Origin of the sequence: Cupriavidus sp. HMR-1, assembly GCF_000319775.1 — a bacterium.
Taxonomy (GTDB): Bacteria; Pseudomonadota; Gammaproteobacteria; order Burkholderiales; family Burkholderiaceae; genus Cupriavidus; species Cupriavidus metallidurans.
The window spans coordinates 61,782-78,283 of record NZ_ANKP01000277.1 but is presented as its reverse complement, the minus strand read 5'-3'; the positions used below and the strand labels follow the sequence as shown (position 1 = coordinate 78,283).

Below are 16,502 nucleotides of genomic sequence, written 5' to 3'. Positions count from 1 at the left end.
TATGGGTGAGCTTATTCAGTTCCAGCGCGTCTCGCAGTTCTTTGCGGTACGCGATTCCACGCCGACACAGGCGTTGAACGAGGTATCGCTGGACGTTCGCGCCGGAGAGTTCGTTTGCCTGATCGGCCCGTCAGGCTGTGGCAAGACCACGCTGATGCATCTGCTGGCAGGCTTTGTGAAGCCGACCGCTGGCGCGGTGCGCTTTCGCGGTGAGCCAGTGAGGGGGCCGGGCCCTGAGCGCGGCGTCGTGTTCCAGGAGTACGCGCTGTTTCCCTGGATGACCGCGCGCCAGAACGTGGAGTTCGGCTTGCGTGCGTTGAAGGTGGATGCCGGGGAGCGCAAGCGGCGTGCACTGCAGGCGTTGGAGCGGGTACATCTGTCCCATGCGGCGGATCGCTATCCCAATGAACTGTCTGGTGGCATGCGCCAGCGTATTGCCGTGGCGCGCTCTCTGGTCGTGGAGCCTCAGGTGCTGCTGATGGACGAGCCATTTGCCGCAGTGGACGCGATGACGCGGGCGTCGCTGCAGAATGATTTGCTGCGACTTTGGCAGGAGACCGGCGTGTCGGTGCTGTTCGTTACCCACAACATCGATGAAGCCATCTTCCTCGCGCAGCGAGTGGTGGTCATGGCCGCGCACCCTGGAAGCGTCAGGGCCGATATTGCCATCGAGTTGCCGTACCCGCGCCAGCGCGGTTCGCTGGAGTTCGCGCAGCACTATGCCGAAATCGAGTCGGCGCTGGCGGAAGGTTACGAAAGGCGTGCAGGATGAGTTTCCCGAGTATTGCGCAACCCGAACTGGGCGCGGAAGGCAGGCGTCAAGGTGGCGCGGCAGCCACCGTCGCCGACACGGCGTCGCTGGCCGAGCGGTTCCAGCAGGATTCCGAACGACAGGAGCGAAGCCGGCGTCGCGGACGCATCGCGCTGAATCTGCTGGGCGTGGCCTTGTTTCTCCTGGCATGGGAGGCGATTCCGCATGTGTTCGAGTGGATCAATCCCGCGCTGTTTCCGCCGCCGTCCAAGGTGCTGGAGGCCGCTATCCCCTTGATTCGGTCAGGTGAACTCTTCGGGCACATCGGCATGAGCTTGTTGCGTGCCATATCAGGCTTTGTCATCGCTCTGGTGCTGGGCATTTCCGTGGGTGTGCTGACCGCACGCATTCCCTTGCTGCAGTATGTGAGTGAACCAGTGCTGCATGGCTTTCGCTCAGTGCCGTCGCTGGCCGTCGTCCCGCTGGCAGTGCTGTGGTTCGGCATAGGCGAGGCACCCAAGGTTGCGCTGATTGCCTGGGGAGCGTTTTTCCCGATCTGGATTACCACCTTCATCGGCGTGCGCGACACCAACGTGGTGTACCTCCGTTCGGCAGCTTCCTTGGGGGCGGGGCGGTTGCAGCAGCTGTTCCTCGTCGTACTGCCGGCGGCTTTGCCATTTATTCTGGCCGGCGTCCGTCAGGCGCTTGCGGTGTCGCTGGTCGTACTGGTCGCCGCGGAACTCTCCGGGTCGACACAGGGCATTGCCTACATGATGTCGCTGGGACATCAGCTCTTCCAGGTGGAGATCATGTTCATCGGACTGGTGCTGCTGGGCGTGTTCGGTTTCCTGGCGGATCGCTTGTTCCTTCTGGTGACGCGCAAGCTGTTCCCGTGGTATCACACGGTCAGCTAGGACATGGGAGCGACACGAGGTCTGCTCGTCCTGCATAACGCGCAGATCCATACATTCGACGCACGGCACCCGCGCGCCCACGCAATCGCGCTGCGCAACGGTCGCGTGGTGGCGCTGGATGACGCTGCCATGGCGCTCGCGCAGCAGGCCGAAGCCGTACGCGACTTGCAAGGTGCGTGTGTCATTCCGGGCTTCAACGATACCCACGCGCACATGGAGCGAGAAGGGCTGAAGACGCTTCGCCCTTCGCTTGCACAGGCCCGCAGCGTGGAGGACGTGTTGAACGTCGTTCGCGAACGGGCGAGATTGACGCCGAAAGGGCAGTACATCGTCACCATGCCGGTGGGCACGCCGCCTTACTACTTCGGCGGGCCCGCACAGTTGCGGGAGGCGCGCATGCCCACGCGCGAGGAGCTCGACGAAGCTGCGCCGGATCATCCGGTCTACATTCCGGCGCACTTCGGCAACTGGGGCAAGCCGCCGGGACGCGCGGCACTCAACAGTCTGGCGCTGCGGAGGAATGGACTCACGCCTGCCAGTCAGTCACGCTGCGCCGGCGTGGAGATCGGGCTGGACGCACAGGGGCAACTGAACGGTGAGATCGTCGAACACAATAATCGCCCGACGATTGAGTTTGACTTGCTTCCGGATGTGCCCCGATTCAGCTTTGCCGAGCGGATTCAAGGGCTACGTATCTCACAGCGCCTTTATCATGCGCAGGGCGTCACCAGCATCTACGAAGGCCATGGCTCGGCGCCTGAGACAATCTCCGTGTATCGCCGGTTGTGGGAGGAGGGGGAGTTGACCATGCGCACCAGCCTGGTGGTGAGCCCAACGTGGGACAATCTGACTGAGGCGGCACGTGCGATGCGGGATTGGCTGGCAGCGGCCCGTGGGCGAGGTCTTGGTGACCCGTGGTTGCGCGTGAGCGGCGTCCATCTGGCCTATGGAGGTGACGCCGCCGTGGCCTGTTGCGCGCGGCAGGACTTGCCGAACACCGGATGGTCGGGCTTCGTCGAGCAGGCCGTGACGCCGGCAGACTATCGGGCCCTGTGCTTCCTCGCGGCCGAGCATGATCTGCGAGTCAACACCATTGTGGGCGATCGTCTGCATGAGATCGTTCCGGTGCTTCGCGAAGTGGACGCAAGATTTCCGCTGAACGGGCGCCGATGGGTGATGCAGCATATTGCCCGTGCGCGTCGCGAGGACTTGCTGGCGCTGAAGTCGCTTGGCATTCTGGCCACCACTATTCCGACGTATTGCCTCTGGAAAGGTGGCAGCGCCTATCTCGACGAGACTGACGGTGGAAACGCCGTAGTGCCACATGCTACGTTCGAGGAGCTGGGGCTGCCGTACTCCCTTGCGACCGACAACATCCCTTATCAGCCGTTTTTCACTCTCTGGGTGGCGGCACGCAGGCAGGAGCGCGTCAGTGGCCGTACCATCGGGCCCGGGCAGGCGCTGTCTCTGCAACAGGGCCTGGCTGCGTTCACGGTGGCAGGTGCGCGGCTGACGTTCGACGAAGACTGGAAGGGGCCGCTCTATCCCGGCTACGCGGCCGATCTGGCAGTGCTGTCGGATGACCCGTTTTCGCAGGAGCCCGAAGAATGGAAGACATTGCACAGCACGCTCACCATCGTGGGAGGCCGGGTGGTGCATGAAGCCGAAGCGGCTTGAGTGAAGCCAGGGAACGGGACTGGCCCTTGCCAGTCCCTGGTCCGGCGACAGGGTAGCCGTCGCAGACTGCGAGCGACTCCCTCGCTCAGCGGGCACCCGGCATACTGAGGAGCTGATATGAGTCGTCTACGCCCCGCTTCTCCGGAAATCCGCGATTCCAGCCAATGTTCTTGCGGTAGCTCCCCAGCAGTTCCTCGCGCACTAGCGATTGCTCGCTCACGCCGGTCGAAGCCTCGGCGTTGGGAGAGACGAACATGGCATCCTCCGGGCACCAGGCCTCGCACATGAAGCAGGTCTGGCAGTCGGCCTGTCGGGCAATGGTCGGTGCGGCCTGAGGCACGGCATCGAACACGTTGACCGGGCAGACGCGGACGCAGATGTTGCAGCCAGTGCAGCGGCTTTCGCTAATGAGTTCGATCATGCGGCAATACCTTCCTGCTTGGCACTGGCCTGCGCCGATCGCGGACTACCTTGTGTGTCATAGGCCAACGGACGGGCCCAGACCTGGTCCAATCCCCCGCTGACGATATGGTGGTGCTGCGTGGAATCCAGCTGCAAGTGGTCGTAACGCTTATGCATGCCGCGTGATTCCTTGCGGGCGAGGGCGCTGGCGTACATCCAGCGCGCAGTGGCAAGCATGGCCGCTGCCTCGCGCGCGGCAAGCATCTGCTCCACCGCCGCAGGCGCGGACTCGCGCACGCCGAGCCACGCGTCATCCAGACGACCGAGAGAAGGTGCAAGCACGTCGGCGTGGCGAAAGTAATTGCGGTCGAATGGGAATACTTCGTCTTGCACGGCTTGGGTGAGCGCGGCAGGATTGATGGCCTGGCGGCCGGCACCGGAAATGGCCGCGACTCCGGCGCCCCGCGCCGCGCGCTGGTTGGTGCCGCGCTGGAGTGCAAACCTCGCCGCCCCTTGGCCGGCCCATGAGCCAGAGGAAATGGCCCAGGCTGCATTGTGGCTGCCGCCTCCGGTAAATCCGCCGCAGATGGGCTCGCGTGTGGCGGCATCTCCGGCGGCATACAGGCCGGACACGCTGGTGGCGCAGTCTTCGCTGGTGATACGCAACCCGCCGGTTCCGCGTACCGTGCCTTCGAGACGCAGCGTGACGGAAAAGCGTTGCGTGAAAGGATCGATGCCCTGACGGTCGAACGGCAGGAAGAAGTTGGGCTGCGAGGCGCGCATGGCCAGGCGTGTCGCCTCATCGGCCTTGTCCAGCCGGGCGTAGACCTTCTGCCGATTTAGCTCGCGCGCGATCACGCTGCGCCCCCCTTTGGATGCGGCGCCGGGAATCACCTCGCCAGCTTCATCGGTGAAAGAGGCCCAGTTGTAGAACATGGTCTTGGTAACCGAGCCGCTCTCGGGCGCGATGGCATAGGCATTGGAGAACTCCATGCCAGACATGTCGGCACCCACTTCCGCACTCATCAGCAATCCGTCACCAGTAAGGACATTGCAGCCGAGCGCACGACTCAGGAACGCGCAGCCACCGGTGGCGATGACGACCGCTTTGGACCTGACTCGCCATTGTGAGCCGTTCTGACGGTGAACACCGCGCGCGCCAGCCGCGCTGCCATCGTCAGCCTGCAGCAGTTCCAGCGCGGGGCTTTGGTCCAGAATCTTCACGCCCGCCTGCACCACGCGTTTGCGCATCAGCCGCATATACTCGGGCCCCTGCAATGACACGCGCTGTGAGCGGCCCGCCGCATCGACGGGGAACGGATACCCGTGATCGGCCAACTCATTCATGCCATGCCACGTGCGGTCCAGCACGCGTTCCATCCAACGATAGTCCGCCAGCCGACCACCCATGTCGTAGCGGCTGTCCATAGCGGTCTCGCGTTTGCCTTCGTCCGGCGAGATGTACCACACCGTGGTTCCTGCCGCCGCCGTCGCGCCGGAAGAACCGCAGTATCCCTTCTCCGCCAGCACGACGTTTGTTGCGCCGTTGCGTACGGCCTCCAGCGCAGCCCACGTACCTGCGGGACCGCCGCCTATCACCAGGACATCAGCTTCCAACTCGGTATCTGTGGATGACGAGGATTTCGTGCGCCCGACCTGATTCATTTGTCACTCCAAGGTTTCATGCAGCAACCAGCAATGCTAGGCAACACATCCCGACATGGGAATGAAGCTTTTGGCATTAGTTAGTGCGCAAACTGGCGCACGACGTCTGTCCGACGTTGCCTACCAGCGCGGATGGACCGGGTCGAAGACTGAGGTGCGCCAGAAGCGCCTCGCTATCTCGGTATAGCCACGGTAGTAGAAGCCGCCATTGCCGTGTAGTACTGCGGCGCGATGCGCGCGGAAGTAACGGGGGATGTGATACCAGGGCAGTGTGGGAAACAGGTGATGCACGTAGTGGAGGTTGTTGTAGAGGTAAAGCAGACCACCAATGCTGTTGGATTCCACGATAGCCGTACGTTCCACTGGACGTTCACCCCAGCGATGCTCGGTGAACGTCCGGAGCTGACCGAGCATCATGCCCGGATAGACGAAGTACAGCAGGTACTCCCACCAGCGCATGCCGGCCAGCGCCAGCGCGAAGTACAGCACGGGCGTCGCGGACAACGCATGTATCGCCCAGATCTTCAGACGACTGAAATCGCCTGCCATCAGGCACCGATACTCATTGCGCGCGAGCCGTACCAGACGCAGGCCGGGGCCGCATATCAAACGCACCGGCAGGATCTGATTGGCGCGATAGATCGCGCGCCATGTGGCGCTCATTGCCTGCCATTGAGTGGGGCTGTGGTACGCGGTTTCCGTGTCTTTCTGGGGATGGGTGAGATGGGCGTTGACGTGGTGCGTGCTGTGTCCCTTGTTGTAGAACGGATACGGCAACCAGAGGTTGATGGGTGGCCAGACTACGGCAGTACGCAACCAGATCGGCAGGTGCCGCATGGCGTGAATGGATTCGTGCTGCAGGGAAAAATGGAGCTGCGCGACATAGCCGCCCGCCAGGAACAGCAGCGGCCCGGGGATGCTTGCGTGCCACCAGACCAGCGCGGCCCACGCGGCATAAAGTACGGCGGCCAGTGCAATGGTGGGAAGTTCATAGCGATCCCAGGCATGCGACGAGCGTTCCGGCGCGGGTAGCCGCGTCGAGTGGGCCGGCGATGTGCTGGAGTCGGTCGCCGGCACTCGGGCCTTTCCTGTCGGCGCGCTTTCGATGGTCTTGGTGGCTGGGCCAGTGCTCGCGGGCGTGACAAGGGACATGATGGGCAAGTTCGTATCACGCCAACGCTCACCATGTAACGGACGAGGGCAGGGCGCGGTCGGTGTCTGGAGAAATAGTTGCCATCGTAGGAGGCTGGGCCGCGCCGTCGCAACGAAGATTCGGATATGTGAATACACGAATTTCTTCGTTCCCTTGGGTATTCGCTTCGGCATCCAATAGATGTCTGTTTGCATCACGTCTAGCGAAAATTCCAATGAAGCACTCACATCAGCAGCGCAGAAGAATCGGGTTTAACGGGGTCATATTCGGCATGCTGGTGTGCCTTGCAACGTGGTTGCCAGGGGCGGATGCCGCGCCCACGGATGCCTATCCCAGCAAGCCGATTCGGATGATCGTGCCGTATCCCGCAGGCGGCATTGCCGACAAGGTGGCCCGCGATGCGTCCGATGAGCTAGGCAAGCGCCTGTCGCAGACGATCGTGGTGGAGAATCGCCCGGGCGCGGCAGGCAATATCGGTTTTGAGTGGGTGGCACGACAGCCCGCGGACGGCTACACGCTGTTGCTGGCACCCGCTTCCAACCTGACGGTACAGCCGGCGTTGTTCAAGCATCTGTCCTACGATCTGGATCGCGACTTCACCCCGGTTTCCCTGCTGGTGCTAACCCCGCAGGTGCTGGTGGTGAACCCGAACTTTCCGGTGAACTCGGTGCGGGAACTGATCGACTACTCGCGTGCGCACCCGAATAAGGTCAATTTCGGGGCAAGCATCGGCTCCTATGCGCATCTGGCGGGCGAGAAGCTCAAGACAGAGACTGGCGCGAACTTCACCTCCATTCCGTATCAAGGTTCCGTGCCGGCTCTCAACGATCTGATGGGCGGACAGATCCAGTTCATGTTCACGGAGATGGCCACTGCGCTGCCCTATATCCAGGGCGGCAAGTTGAAGCCCCTGGCAGTCGCCTACAAGAGCCGCGTGTCATGGTTGCCCAACGTGCCGACACTGAAGGAGCTTGGTTTGCAGAATTTCGAAGTGACGTCCTGGTACGCCATCGTTGCCCGCAGTGGAACGCCCCCGCAGATCATCCAGCAACTGTCGCGCGAACTGAACAACATCGTTCAAGCGCCTGGGTTCAAGAAGCGCTACACCGATATCGGGGCAACAACGGTAGGCGGTCGTCCGGAGGAGCTCGGCAGATTCGCGCGGCAGGAAGCCGTCCAGTGGATTGAAGAGGTCAAGCGTGTGGGCATCGAGCCAAACTGAGTTGGATGTCTTGCTGCATCTATCGCATTGAGATAAGCAACGATATCCAAGGGAGTTGTTTCGATGGCAAGCATTTCGCCGCCACGTCTGAAGGCGTGGCTTGAGGAGGGAAGCGAGCTGGCGTTGCTCGACGTCTCCGAAGGGCGCTATTTCGCGGCGGGTCACATCGTCGCGTCGCGGCACCTGCCGTTGTCGCTGCTGGAGCTCGAAGCGCCGCAGATCCTGACGCGGCGGGACGTACCTGTCGTCCTGGCCAGCGCGGATCCGCGTGCGGGTGCCGCGTCCGAACAGGTCGCGCGTGCTGCGGCTGTCCTGCGGCGGTTGGGATACCAGGAGATCCATGAACTCGAAGGTGGGCTTTCCGCATGGGCGGCGAGTGGCGGCGTCTTGATCGATGGCTACAACGCATTGGTCAAGGCGTTCGGCGAGGAAGTCCGCAAGCACTACCGCGTGGATGAACTGTCGCCAGAGGCGTTGGCCAGGCGCCTGGATCAGGGGCAGCCGACAACCGTGGTGGACGTACGCACGCTGGCTGAGCATCAATTCAGCACGTTGCCAGGCGCGCTGAACTACCCCGGCACGGAATGGCCGCTGCGAGATTTGCCGCAGCGTGAACCGGATCACTTGTGGGCAGTGCACTGCTTCAGTCGGACGCGCGGTGTGATTGGCGCGGCGACAACGCGCGTGGTACATGGTCAGCATGTGCCGGTGGCATGGGTGGGGGATGGTGTCATGGCTTGGGTGGTTCAGGGTGAAGACGACGTGCGGCAGGCGCCAGAGCCGGACGACGTGCTGCCTCCCCTGATTGAGGCGGATGCCATGGCGCGCGCGAATGCGCTGATCGCGCGATACGCCTTGCCCGTGGTGGATGCCGCCACCGTACAGCGGTGGCGTGGTGAGGCCACGCGGAACGTGCAATGCTTCGATCTGCGGCCTGGCGCCAAGTCACGACCCGGTGTGGTGGCGGTGTCTGGCGGCCAGTTGCTGATGCACTTCGAGAACCTGGTGGCGGTACGCAACGCCAGCGTGGTGCTGGTGGACGCGCCGCATCGCCTGCGATCGGCAATCACCGCGTTCTGGCTGCTGCAGTTGGGCGAGGCGCAGGTCTACATCCTCGATGCGCGGCCCGACCACGACTTGGCGAACTTCGAAGCGGTGCTCGAACCGCCAATGCGGTTGCTGGCGTCTTCGGCGCAACCTCAGCCAGTTAGCGCCGCACAGCTCTTGCACCATATCGCGCACGCCGGCGCACGTGTCGTGGACGTGGGGCCGAGCATCGACTACCTGCGCGGGCATGTTCCCGGCGCTTCCTATGCGACCGCTTCGGAGCAGCGTGCGCTTGGCGCGGCATTGGCCGATGCGGTGGCCAACGGGCAGCGGTTGGTGCTGACATCGCCCGACGGCAGGCAGGCCTTGCTCGCCGCGCGAGATTTGCTGGATGCCGCGCGCAATGTCTATGGCAGCGCCACGGCGGAGAACGCGCTGCAATGGCTGCAAGGGGGCACGGATGCCTGGCGTGCCGCCGGCCAGACACTTGAAACGGGGGCGGAAGATGATCGGTTGCTCACGCCTTTCCTGGATGACTGGGGTTCCATCATGCGCGTGCCCGAGTCCCAGCGCATTCCCGCATGGGAGCACTACCTCCACTGGGAGCGCAATCTCGCGCCGCGCGTGACGCAAGATCCCGCCGTGCGGTTCCGGTTCTTTGACTAGGGCGGAAACGGGCCAAGGCAGAAAGGGTGGGCCGCTTCCAGGCACCGAAGATTGGAGTTCGTACTTGCCATCGGCGTGAAGCTGAGTATGACATCGGCTTCACTCGTTTCTTCCATGGCGGCGATTACCGCGCCGCCCGCGTTATGGACGACCACGTCGACGTCGGAATGCCGCGCCGCGGCGACCAATGACGCCCAAATGCGTAAAACGAAATCCTGATGAGTACTTGAGGCCGTAACCCAACATTCGGTCGAATCCGATATGCGCAGTCCAGATAAGACCCGTTGCCAACCATGCTGGAGCATTGAAATAAATGCCAGTTCCAAGAAGAAGCAGCGGAAACGAGTACGAGTGAGCGACGTTGTAGATCAAGTGTCCGCGTTTTGAATTTAGCAAATAAACGATCATTGATACATCCGGAACGAGGAATAGCAGAAAGAAGAATTTCCATCCGATTCCAAGCTTCCCGTAAGCGAGTATGGAAAGAAAAGTACGCATAGGCCCTCGATCTGGAGGATCAACTTAACTGCGCCATCAGCGGAGGGGTTGTTCATGTCAATGTTGATTATTCTTCCTGCTGCGCCTGTAACTGCGCGAGCACGTCTTCATCACACGTGCCATTCATGATCCGCCGAGGAATGGTTCGGCTGTTTGCGGCGTTCACGGGTGTACTCCTACTGCGGCGTCGATCTCCTGAGCCGCGGCATCGAGAAAATCCAGAACGCTGCTGACAACCTGCTCGCGATCGTTATCGACACAGATCATGTGATAGCTGTTTTCGAGCACAACCACGCGCGCATCGGGCGCCGTGCGCGCAATGAAATCGGCGGATCTCAGACTGGTCAGTTCGTCCTCCCGTGCATGCACGACGAGCGTTGCACAAGCGAGGCGCGGCATGCTTCGTATGACTTTGCGGCGCAGCCGGTCCAATTCGCGGATACCTGCGAGCGGCACCCATCTATAGTGGAAGTGGTTGCCGCGCGCGAACTTCGTCTTCATGATGTTGCGCAGGCGAGAGTTCTTGATGCCAAATGGTTCGCTCTCTTCGATCTTCATCTTCGTACGCAGAAGCGGCAGGCGATAGGCAAGGTGACGCGCGGCACGCCACCATGGGGTGCTCCATCCGTCGATATAGATAGGCGGAGAAAGCATGATGAGACGGCCTTTCTCATGTCGCTCCAGCGCACACAAGGTTGCCGCCAGGAGCGAGCCCATGGATATGCCTATCACGTGCACGACCTCGTGCTGATCGATGACTTCGCGGTATTTGGCCGTTACTGCGTCGAGCCAATCCTCGGCGCGCACTGAAGACAGCGCGTCTGGCGTGGTGCCGTGACCCGGTAGGGTGAGCGAATAGGTTTCGATGCCGCAGCGTTTCAATTGCCGATGCATCAAGCCGAAATCGTGTTGGGTGCCGCCCAGGCCGTGAATCAGCAAGGCGCCGACGCGTGCCGTCATCGCTTATCGCTCCGCTGACGGCTGGCGCCGCCGGACCGCAGCGACGAAGGCAGCACGAAAATTGCGACCGACCATCTAAAGGTCTCGATACATAGCGCCATCACGTAATCACCGAAAACATGGGATCTCGAAAGGAACTTACGTCTTGCATCCCTCGACACAACAATCAGGCACTTCCATTGAAACGGAAGTCTTCCGATCCATCGCGATAGCAACAGCATCAGGGATCGACGACCGCACCGCAGGCGTCGGTCGGCAGAGCGGCGAAGTGACCGACGAGAGGCACTGCCTTCAGGCCAGCCGAAACGATGCGACACGGAGCAGCCGCTACCCCGCACCCACTCAGCGCAACGCATGCGGTGCCAAGCGCGAACCATTTGATCCAATGCGCGCACCGAACTTTTTCACGTCTGTTCAACTCATGTTGTTGATTCATGTTTGCCTTTCTGTTTCCGTGCGTCGGCTCGATTGCCGCGCGTGATACCCCAAGCGAGCCTGTGAGTACACAGGGCGACGATGGAGAGCCAGACTCTTTGAAAGAGCTCGTGCCCCGAAGGAACGAGAGCGATATGGCACGCTGGTCAGTACCGATAGGTGATGGACGTCAGCCCGAACCAATTGGCTTGTTTTTGTACGATTGGACTGTCTCTCGATGAACCGATCAGGCGTTCCATGCCAACGGTTGTGTTCAACGACCAGCGCGGCGAGAACATATGGGTCCATGCAACGGACATCGTTGCCTGGTCGAAGCCGCCCTTGGCCGAGTACGGCTGGAAGCGACTTCTTGCCGCTTGCGCGGCGGTCACGCCGAAGAACGTCTGTGTGTATCGGCCACTGCCCGCATGCAGGGTTCCGGTTACGCTGATGTTGTCGTTCCCAGCATGTACGATCGGCATCGTCAGATCGACGTGACCGCTGATGCCTCGTGTCGTATGCGTGACCGGCTGGTCGAGCGTCACGCTGAATGTCGAACTGCCGAACAAGCGCACGCCCGCCTGCACCGACACGAGCAGTGACCCAGGGATGTTGCCCATCCCCTTCAGATAGTCCGAGCCTGGCCCATTGAAGCGGTTCTCGTCGGTACGGCCCATGGCATAGCCAAGGGCTGCCGATACGAACAGGCCGTTGGAAAACTGCTTGCGATACCCTGCGCCGTCGGCAGAACTGATGAAGAAGCCATTGCCAAATTGCGCTGCGAGTACGGGCCCGACCACCGGCCTATAGTCGCGGCTGCCTTCATATCTTGGCGCCACGCCGGTGGCAAGCGAGAGGAGATAGAGGTTTTCTGCATGAGCGACCGAGACACAGCACACGGCAAGAACCGGGGCCCAGCAACAAAGAAGAGGATTGCGCACAGTTACGTCTTTTCGGGAAAGAAGTGCCGAAGTCTAGATACGGCATGGGCGCATGTCTGTCTTGAAAGTCCGGGCAATTGTGCGCAATTGTGTTCAAGTTTGCGCGAGTGTCCAGCGCGCACTTTTCGCACATCGGTTCAGATAAAATTCGCCGATTAGCGGGGAGAAAACGATGAACGAGATACCGCTCAAGCAGACGGTAGTGCTGGTCGAGGATGACAACCGTCTTGCTGAGCTGATCGCCGAATACCTCGGCGGCTACGAATTCACGGTGACAATTGTTCGGCGCGGTGACCTTGCCGTCGCCGCGGTCCGTGAACGCGACCCGGCTCTCGTGATTCTTGATCTGATGTTGCCGCACATGGACGGCATGGAAGTGTGCAGGCGAATCCGCAGCTTTTCGCGTGTACCGGTCCTGATCCTGACCGCGCGGGTTGACGTGTTCGACCAGATTGCCGGCCTCGAGATAGGTGCGGACGATTACGTGGTCAAGCCAATCGAGCCGCGCGTACTGGTTGCGCGAGCCCGGGCGCTGCTGCGGCGTGCGACACGCGAAAGCGCGGTTGCGGCGGATGCAGGCGAAACGCTTGTGTTCGGCGAACTGTCGATCTCGCCGCCCAACCGTACTGTCACCTGGCGTGGCCAGGTCGTAGACCTCAAGACCGCTGAGTACAACCTGCTGCTGATCCTCGCGCGTGCTGCCGGGACCGTGCTGAGTCGAGACGACATCCTGAAACAGTTACGCGGCATCGAGTTTGATGGAATCGATCGTACAGTCGATTCCGGTATCTCACGGCTGCGCCGCCGTTTCGAGGATGCATCGCAGGAACCACAGAAGATCAAGACAATCTGGGGGCGCGGGTACCTGTTCAGCCCATCTGCCTGGGAGGAATGACGTGCTTCGTTCGCTGGTCAAGCTGTATCTGTTTGTGCTGCTGGGCGGTGGCGTTGCCATCACGCTGGTCAATCATTCGTTCCCCCAACTGTTTCACGGTCGCGTCACCGAGAACGTGCGCGACAGCGAGAGAACCTATGCCTTTGTGCTGGCGGACTATCTGCAGCGTCATTCCGGTGCCGAGCGCGAAGCTGCGATTGCGACACTGCTGGCACATGGCAGCGAAGGCTTCAGCGTCATGACGATGCGTGACGTCATCCCATTGGTGGGTGAGGCACAACTGGCGGACCTGCGCGCCGGCAAGCTGGTGCTTAGCCGCAATACCAAGGAATACTATCTGCCTCTTCCCGACGGCACGATCATCCACGCCCACCCCGACGATGCCGTGAACCTCAGCATCCAGGTCTTCGCTTACGCGGTGATCGCTTTCGCGACCCTGATGTCTGTTCTGCTTTGGGTCCACTACCATTGGCGTGACCTGCGCAAACTTGAGGCTGCTGCACGTGCCTTTGGCGCGGGAAGTCTCTCCACGCGTGCAAGGCTGTCGAGGAAATCGAATATCTACGCACTGTCGCAACAGTTCAATGAAATGGCCCGGCGGATCGAAGCATCGATCCAGCATCAGCGCGACATGATGCATGGCATTTCGCACGAACTGAAAACGCCTCTCGCGCGGCTCGAATTCGGCCTCGCGCTGCTGCAGTCTCCGGACGCTGGCGAGCGAAAGCGGCAACAGGCGCTGCGGGCAGACGTGCGCGAGCTTGACGATCTTGTCACTGAACTGCTGACGTTGAGTAGCCTCGAGCAGGGCGAGCGGCACTTGGCGCTGGTCAAGGTTTCAGTCAGCGAGCTACTCGACAGCGTTGCCGCGAGCGTCTCGCACGACGTTGCCGACCACACGCTTACGCTCGCCGTGACTGTGGCCGGTGCCCCTACGTATCATGTCTGCGATCCAAAACTGGTGGCGCGGGCACTACTGAATCTGATTCGCAACAGCACGCGCTACGCGCACCGCTCAATCTCGCTGCGTGCATCATCAGGCGCCGGTGGTTCTCTGGTGTTGACGGTCGAGGACGATGGCCCTGGCATTCCTGCTGCGGATCGTGTGCGTGTCTTCGAACCGTTTCACCGGCTGGACTCGAGCCGCGACCGCCATACGGGCGGTTTTGGCCTCGGGCTTGCGATCGTGCGCCGCGTGGCGCTCATTCATGGTGGCGATGTGCGCCTCGACAGCGGGTCATGGGGTGGAGCACGCTTCATGATGACATTGCCGCCCATGCCGGATGAAGCCACGGTCGCGTAACGCTAGACAAGAGCCTGCGGATGTTGGGCTTTCGCCGGTATGTGACTCAAACTACTCAGAAAATCATCCGTCTTCATTTCCGAATTAGGGTTTTCACCTAGCGCTTTACTCGGCGTGCGTTACAATCCGCGCTTTCGTATCGCTCGGCATGTGGAATCGCTTCCGACTCGCCGTGCACTGACAAGACAGCGCCCCCCAGTCTGAATCCACGTTGGCAAGGTCCGGCTTGGTCAGTCTGTCGACGCTGCACGCATATTTGAAGTGACTCCCATGACTCAAACGGACAACAAGACCGTGGCTCGCCGCGGCGGCAAGCCTTTCACCCGTCGTAAATTCCTTGCAGCCGCCGTCGGTGCCGCAGCCGCATGGGGCGGATACTCGTACTTTTTCGGCAGCCAGTACCGAGCCGCGAAGGCGGATCGCAAGGTCGATGTGCTGCTGATTGGCGGCGGCATCATGAGTGCGACGCTCGGCGTCTATCTGAAGGAGTTGGAGCCGAACTGGACGTGTGAGGTTTTCGAGCGTCTGGATAAAGTCGCGGAAGAAAGCTCGAACGGCTGGAACAACGCCGGTACCGGACACTCGGCGCTTTGCGAGCTGAACTACACGCCGATGGATGATAAGGGCAACGTCCATATCACCCAGGCCATCAACATCAACGAGAATTTCCAGATTTCCCGCCAGTTCTGGGCGCATCAGGTGCGCAAGGGTGTTCTGGGCAATCCGCGTGAGTTCATCAACTCGACGCCGCACATGAATCTTGTCTTCGGACAGGAGAATCGGGAGTTCATTCGCAAGCGCGTCGAGGCACTCAAGGCTTCGCCTCTGTTCGCCGGCATGGAAATGACGACCGAACCGGCAAAGATTGCCGAGTGGATTCCGGTCATGATGGAAGGCCGCAAGCCCGATGAGGTGGTCACCGCCACGCGTTCGCCGCTGGGCACGGACGTGAATCTGGGCGAAATCACGCGTCAGTTCTACAAGCACCTGTCCGGCAATTCGGGAGTGAAAGTCACCACCGGGTATGAAGTGCGTTCGATTACACGGAATGAGGACGGCACCTGGCGCGTGTCCGCGTTCGACACGAAGGACGGCTCCCAGATCCAGACGGTGGATGCGCGAAACGTGTTCATTGGCGCGGGTGGCGCTGCATTGCCGCTGCTCCAACTGTCCGGCATTCCCGAGGCGAAGCAGTATGGTGGCTTCCCGGTTGGCGGCGAGTTCCTGGTCACTGACAAGCCTGAGATCGCGTCGCGCCATCTGGCAAAGGTCTACGGTCTTGCGGATACCGGTTCGCCTCCGATGTCGGTGCCGCACCTGGATACCCGCGTGCTCGATGGCAAGAAGGTGATCCTTTTCGGGCCGTTTGCCACGTGGTCCAGCAAGTTCCTCAAGAACGGTTCGTATTTCGACCTGGCCAAGGCGACGACGCCGTCGAACGTCATTCCTCAGTTGCAAGTCGGCGCTCACGAATTTGCGCTCGTGAAGTATCTTGCGCAGCAATTGGCGCTGTCCCGCGAAGAAAAGATGGCGGCGCTGCGTCGCTACATGCCCGAGGCGAAGGACGAGGACTGGCGTCTGTGGGAAGCCGGACAACGCGTGCAGATCATCAAGAACGATCCGGAGAAGGGCGGCGTACTGAAGCTTGGCACGGAGGTCGTGGTGTCGGGCGACCGTTCAGTATCTGCGCTGTTGGGCGCTTCGCCGGGTGGCTCGACGTCGCCAGCGATCATGTTGTCGTTGCTCGAGCGCGTTTTCCCCGAGCAGATGAAAACGGCGGCCTGGCAGCAAAAGATTCATGAGATCGTGCCCAGCTACGGAAAAAAGCTCAACGAAAACCCGCAGCTTCTGGCAAAGGAATGGGCGACCACGACTGAAACGCTGAAACTGGCCATTGCTCCGCCAAGCCTGGACGGCGTTGTCCCGGCCACTGCCCCCATGGCGAACCCGGGTGTGGTGAAGAAGGTGCCCGATATGGCCCTGTAAGGCCTGCG

Annotated in this window: 14 protein-coding genes; 8 read left to right on the top strand and 6 right to left on the bottom strand. The window is 61.3% G+C overall.

Annotation, left to right across the window (positions count from 1 at the left end):
- Position 1 precedes the first annotated feature (1 nt).
- Genes D769_RS29860 through D769_RS29850 form a run of 3 tightly spaced genes read left to right on the top strand, consistent with a single transcriptional unit; the run spans position 2 to position 3,342 of the window.
- A complete protein-coding gene (locus tag D769_RS29860; protein WP_008652377.1) occupies positions 2-772 on the top strand; it encodes an ABC transporter ATP-binding protein in 771 nt (256 codons plus the stop codon).
- Positions 769-1,665 (top strand): ABC transporter permease, encoded by an 897-nt coding sequence (locus D769_RS29855; RefSeq protein ID WP_008652376.1) that lies wholly within the window; start codon positions 769-771, stop codon positions 1,663-1,665. Before D769_RS29860 ends, D769_RS29855 begins: the two co-directional genes overlap by 4 nt.
- Positions 1,666-1,668: 3 nt before the next feature.
- The gene (locus D769_RS29850; RefSeq protein WP_008652375.1) at positions 1,669-3,342 is read left to right on the top strand and encodes an amidohydrolase; all 1,674 of its coding nucleotides are present in this window, start codon (positions 1,669-1,671) and stop codon (positions 3,340-3,342) included.
- Between the two features lie 85 nt (positions 3,343-3,427).
- Here D769_RS29850 and D769_RS29845 read toward each other — a convergent pair whose 3' ends face one another.
- From D769_RS29845 to D769_RS29835, 3 genes are all read right to left on the bottom strand, one after another.
- The gene (locus D769_RS29845) at positions 3,428-3,763 is read right to left on the bottom strand and encodes a ferredoxin family protein (protein ID WP_008652374.1); all 336 of its coding nucleotides are present in this window, start codon (positions 3,761-3,763) and stop codon (positions 3,428-3,430) included.
- Positions 3,760-5,409, bottom strand: a complete 1,650-nt coding sequence (locus D769_RS29840) for an FAD-binding protein (RefSeq protein WP_008652372.1) — start codon at positions 5,407-5,409, stop codon at positions 3,760-3,762. Before D769_RS29840 ends, D769_RS29845 begins: the two co-directional genes overlap by 4 nt.
- 120 nt (positions 5,410-5,529) lie before the next feature.
- Complete coding sequence (locus D769_RS29835) at positions 5,530-6,486, bottom strand: fatty acid desaturase (RefSeq protein ID WP_008652371.1); 957 nt, start codon at positions 6,484-6,486, stop codon at positions 5,530-5,532.
- Between the two features lie 347 nt (positions 6,487-6,833).
- Between D769_RS29835 and D769_RS29830 the strand changes: the two genes are divergently transcribed.
- Both D769_RS29830 and D769_RS29825 read left to right on the top strand, forming a co-directional pair.
- A complete protein-coding gene (locus D769_RS29830) occupies positions 6,834-7,784 on the top strand; it encodes a tripartite tricarboxylate transporter substrate binding protein (protein ID WP_008652370.1) in 951 nt (316 codons plus the stop codon).
- Between the two features lie 63 nt (positions 7,785-7,847).
- Positions 7,848-9,497: a rhodanese-like domain-containing protein gene (locus D769_RS29825; RefSeq protein ID WP_008652369.1), complete on the top strand. Its 1,650-nt coding sequence runs from the start codon at positions 7,848-7,850 to the stop codon at positions 9,495-9,497.
- 660 nt (positions 9,498-10,157) lie between these two features.
- Here the strand turns inward: D769_RS29825 and D769_RS29820 are convergent.
- From D769_RS29820 to D769_RS29815, 3 genes are all read right to left on the bottom strand, one after another.
- Positions 10,158-10,955 carry an alpha/beta fold hydrolase gene (locus D769_RS29820; protein ID WP_008652364.1) on the bottom strand — a complete coding sequence of 266 codons (798 nt, stop codon included), beginning with the start codon at positions 10,953-10,955 and terminating at the stop codon, positions 10,158-10,160.
- Positions 10,956-11,175: 220 nt separating this feature from the next.
- Entirely contained in the window at positions 11,176-11,391 is a 216-nt protein-coding gene (locus D769_RS33015) for a DUF6726 family protein (RefSeq protein ID WP_085959101.1), read from the bottom strand.
- Positions 11,392-11,536: 145 nt separating this feature from the next.
- Positions 11,537-12,268, bottom strand: a complete 732-nt coding sequence (locus tag D769_RS29815) for a MipA/OmpV family protein (RefSeq protein ID WP_040011345.1) — start codon at positions 12,266-12,268, stop codon at positions 11,537-11,539.
- A 214-nt stretch (positions 12,269-12,482) separates the two neighbouring features.
- Between D769_RS29815 and D769_RS29810 the strand changes: the two genes are divergently transcribed.
- The 3 genes from D769_RS29810 to mqo all read left to right on the top strand — a co-directional run bounded on the left by D769_RS29810 (position 12,483) and on the right by mqo (position 16,494).
- Positions 12,483-13,205, top strand: coding sequence for a response regulator (locus D769_RS29810; RefSeq protein ID WP_008652362.1), 723 nt, complete (start codon positions 12,483-12,485; stop codon positions 13,203-13,205).
- A gap of 1 nt (position 13,206) precedes the next feature.
- On the top strand, positions 13,207-14,508 hold the full coding sequence (locus tag D769_RS29805; protein ID WP_008652361.1) for an ATP-binding protein: 1,302 nt from the start codon (positions 13,207-13,209) through the stop codon (positions 14,506-14,508).
- Between the two features lie 270 nt (positions 14,509-14,778).
- Positions 14,779-16,494 carry a malate dehydrogenase (quinone) gene (gene mqo, locus D769_RS29800; RefSeq protein ID WP_008652360.1) on the top strand — a complete coding sequence of 572 codons (1,716 nt, stop codon included), beginning with the start codon at positions 14,779-14,781 and terminating at the stop codon, positions 16,492-16,494.
- Positions 16,495-16,502 lie beyond the last annotated feature (8 nt).

Coding starts and splice junctions, on each gene's coding strand:
- D769_RS29860 (WP_008652377.1), top strand. CDS start 2: ATGGGTGAGCTTATTCAGTTCCAGCGCGTCTCGCAGTTCTTTGCGGTA.
- D769_RS29855 (WP_008652376.1), top strand. CDS start 769: ATGAGTTTCCCGAGTATTGCGCAACCCGAACTGGGCGCGGAAGGCAGG.
- D769_RS29850 (WP_008652375.1), top strand. CDS start 1,669: ATGGGAGCGACACGAGGTCTGCTCGTCCTGCATAACGCGCAGATCCAT.
- D769_RS29845 (WP_008652374.1), bottom strand. CDS start 3,763: ATGATCGAACTCATTAGCGAAAGCCGCTGCACTGGCTGCAACATCTGC.
- D769_RS29840 (WP_008652372.1), bottom strand. CDS start 5,409: ATGAATCAGGTCGGGCGCACGAAATCCTCGTCATCCACAGATACCGAG.
- D769_RS29830 (WP_008652370.1), top strand. CDS start 6,834: ATGCTGGTGTGCCTTGCAACGTGGTTGCCAGGGGCGGATGCCGCGCCC.
- D769_RS29825 (WP_008652369.1), top strand. CDS start 7,848: ATGGCAAGCATTTCGCCGCCACGTCTGAAGGCGTGGCTTGAGGAGGGA.
- D769_RS29820 (WP_008652364.1), bottom strand. CDS start 10,955: ATGACGGCACGCGTCGGCGCCTTGCTGATTCACGGCCTGGGCGGCACC.
- D769_RS33015 (WP_085959101.1), bottom strand. CDS start 11,391: ATGAATCAACAACATGAGTTGAACAGACGTGAAAAAGTTCGGTGCGCG.
- D769_RS29810 (WP_008652362.1), top strand. CDS start 12,483: ATGAACGAGATACCGCTCAAGCAGACGGTAGTGCTGGTCGAGGATGAC.
- mqo (WP_008652360.1), top strand. CDS start 14,779: ATGACTCAAACGGACAACAAGACCGTGGCTCGCCGCGGCGGCAAGCCT.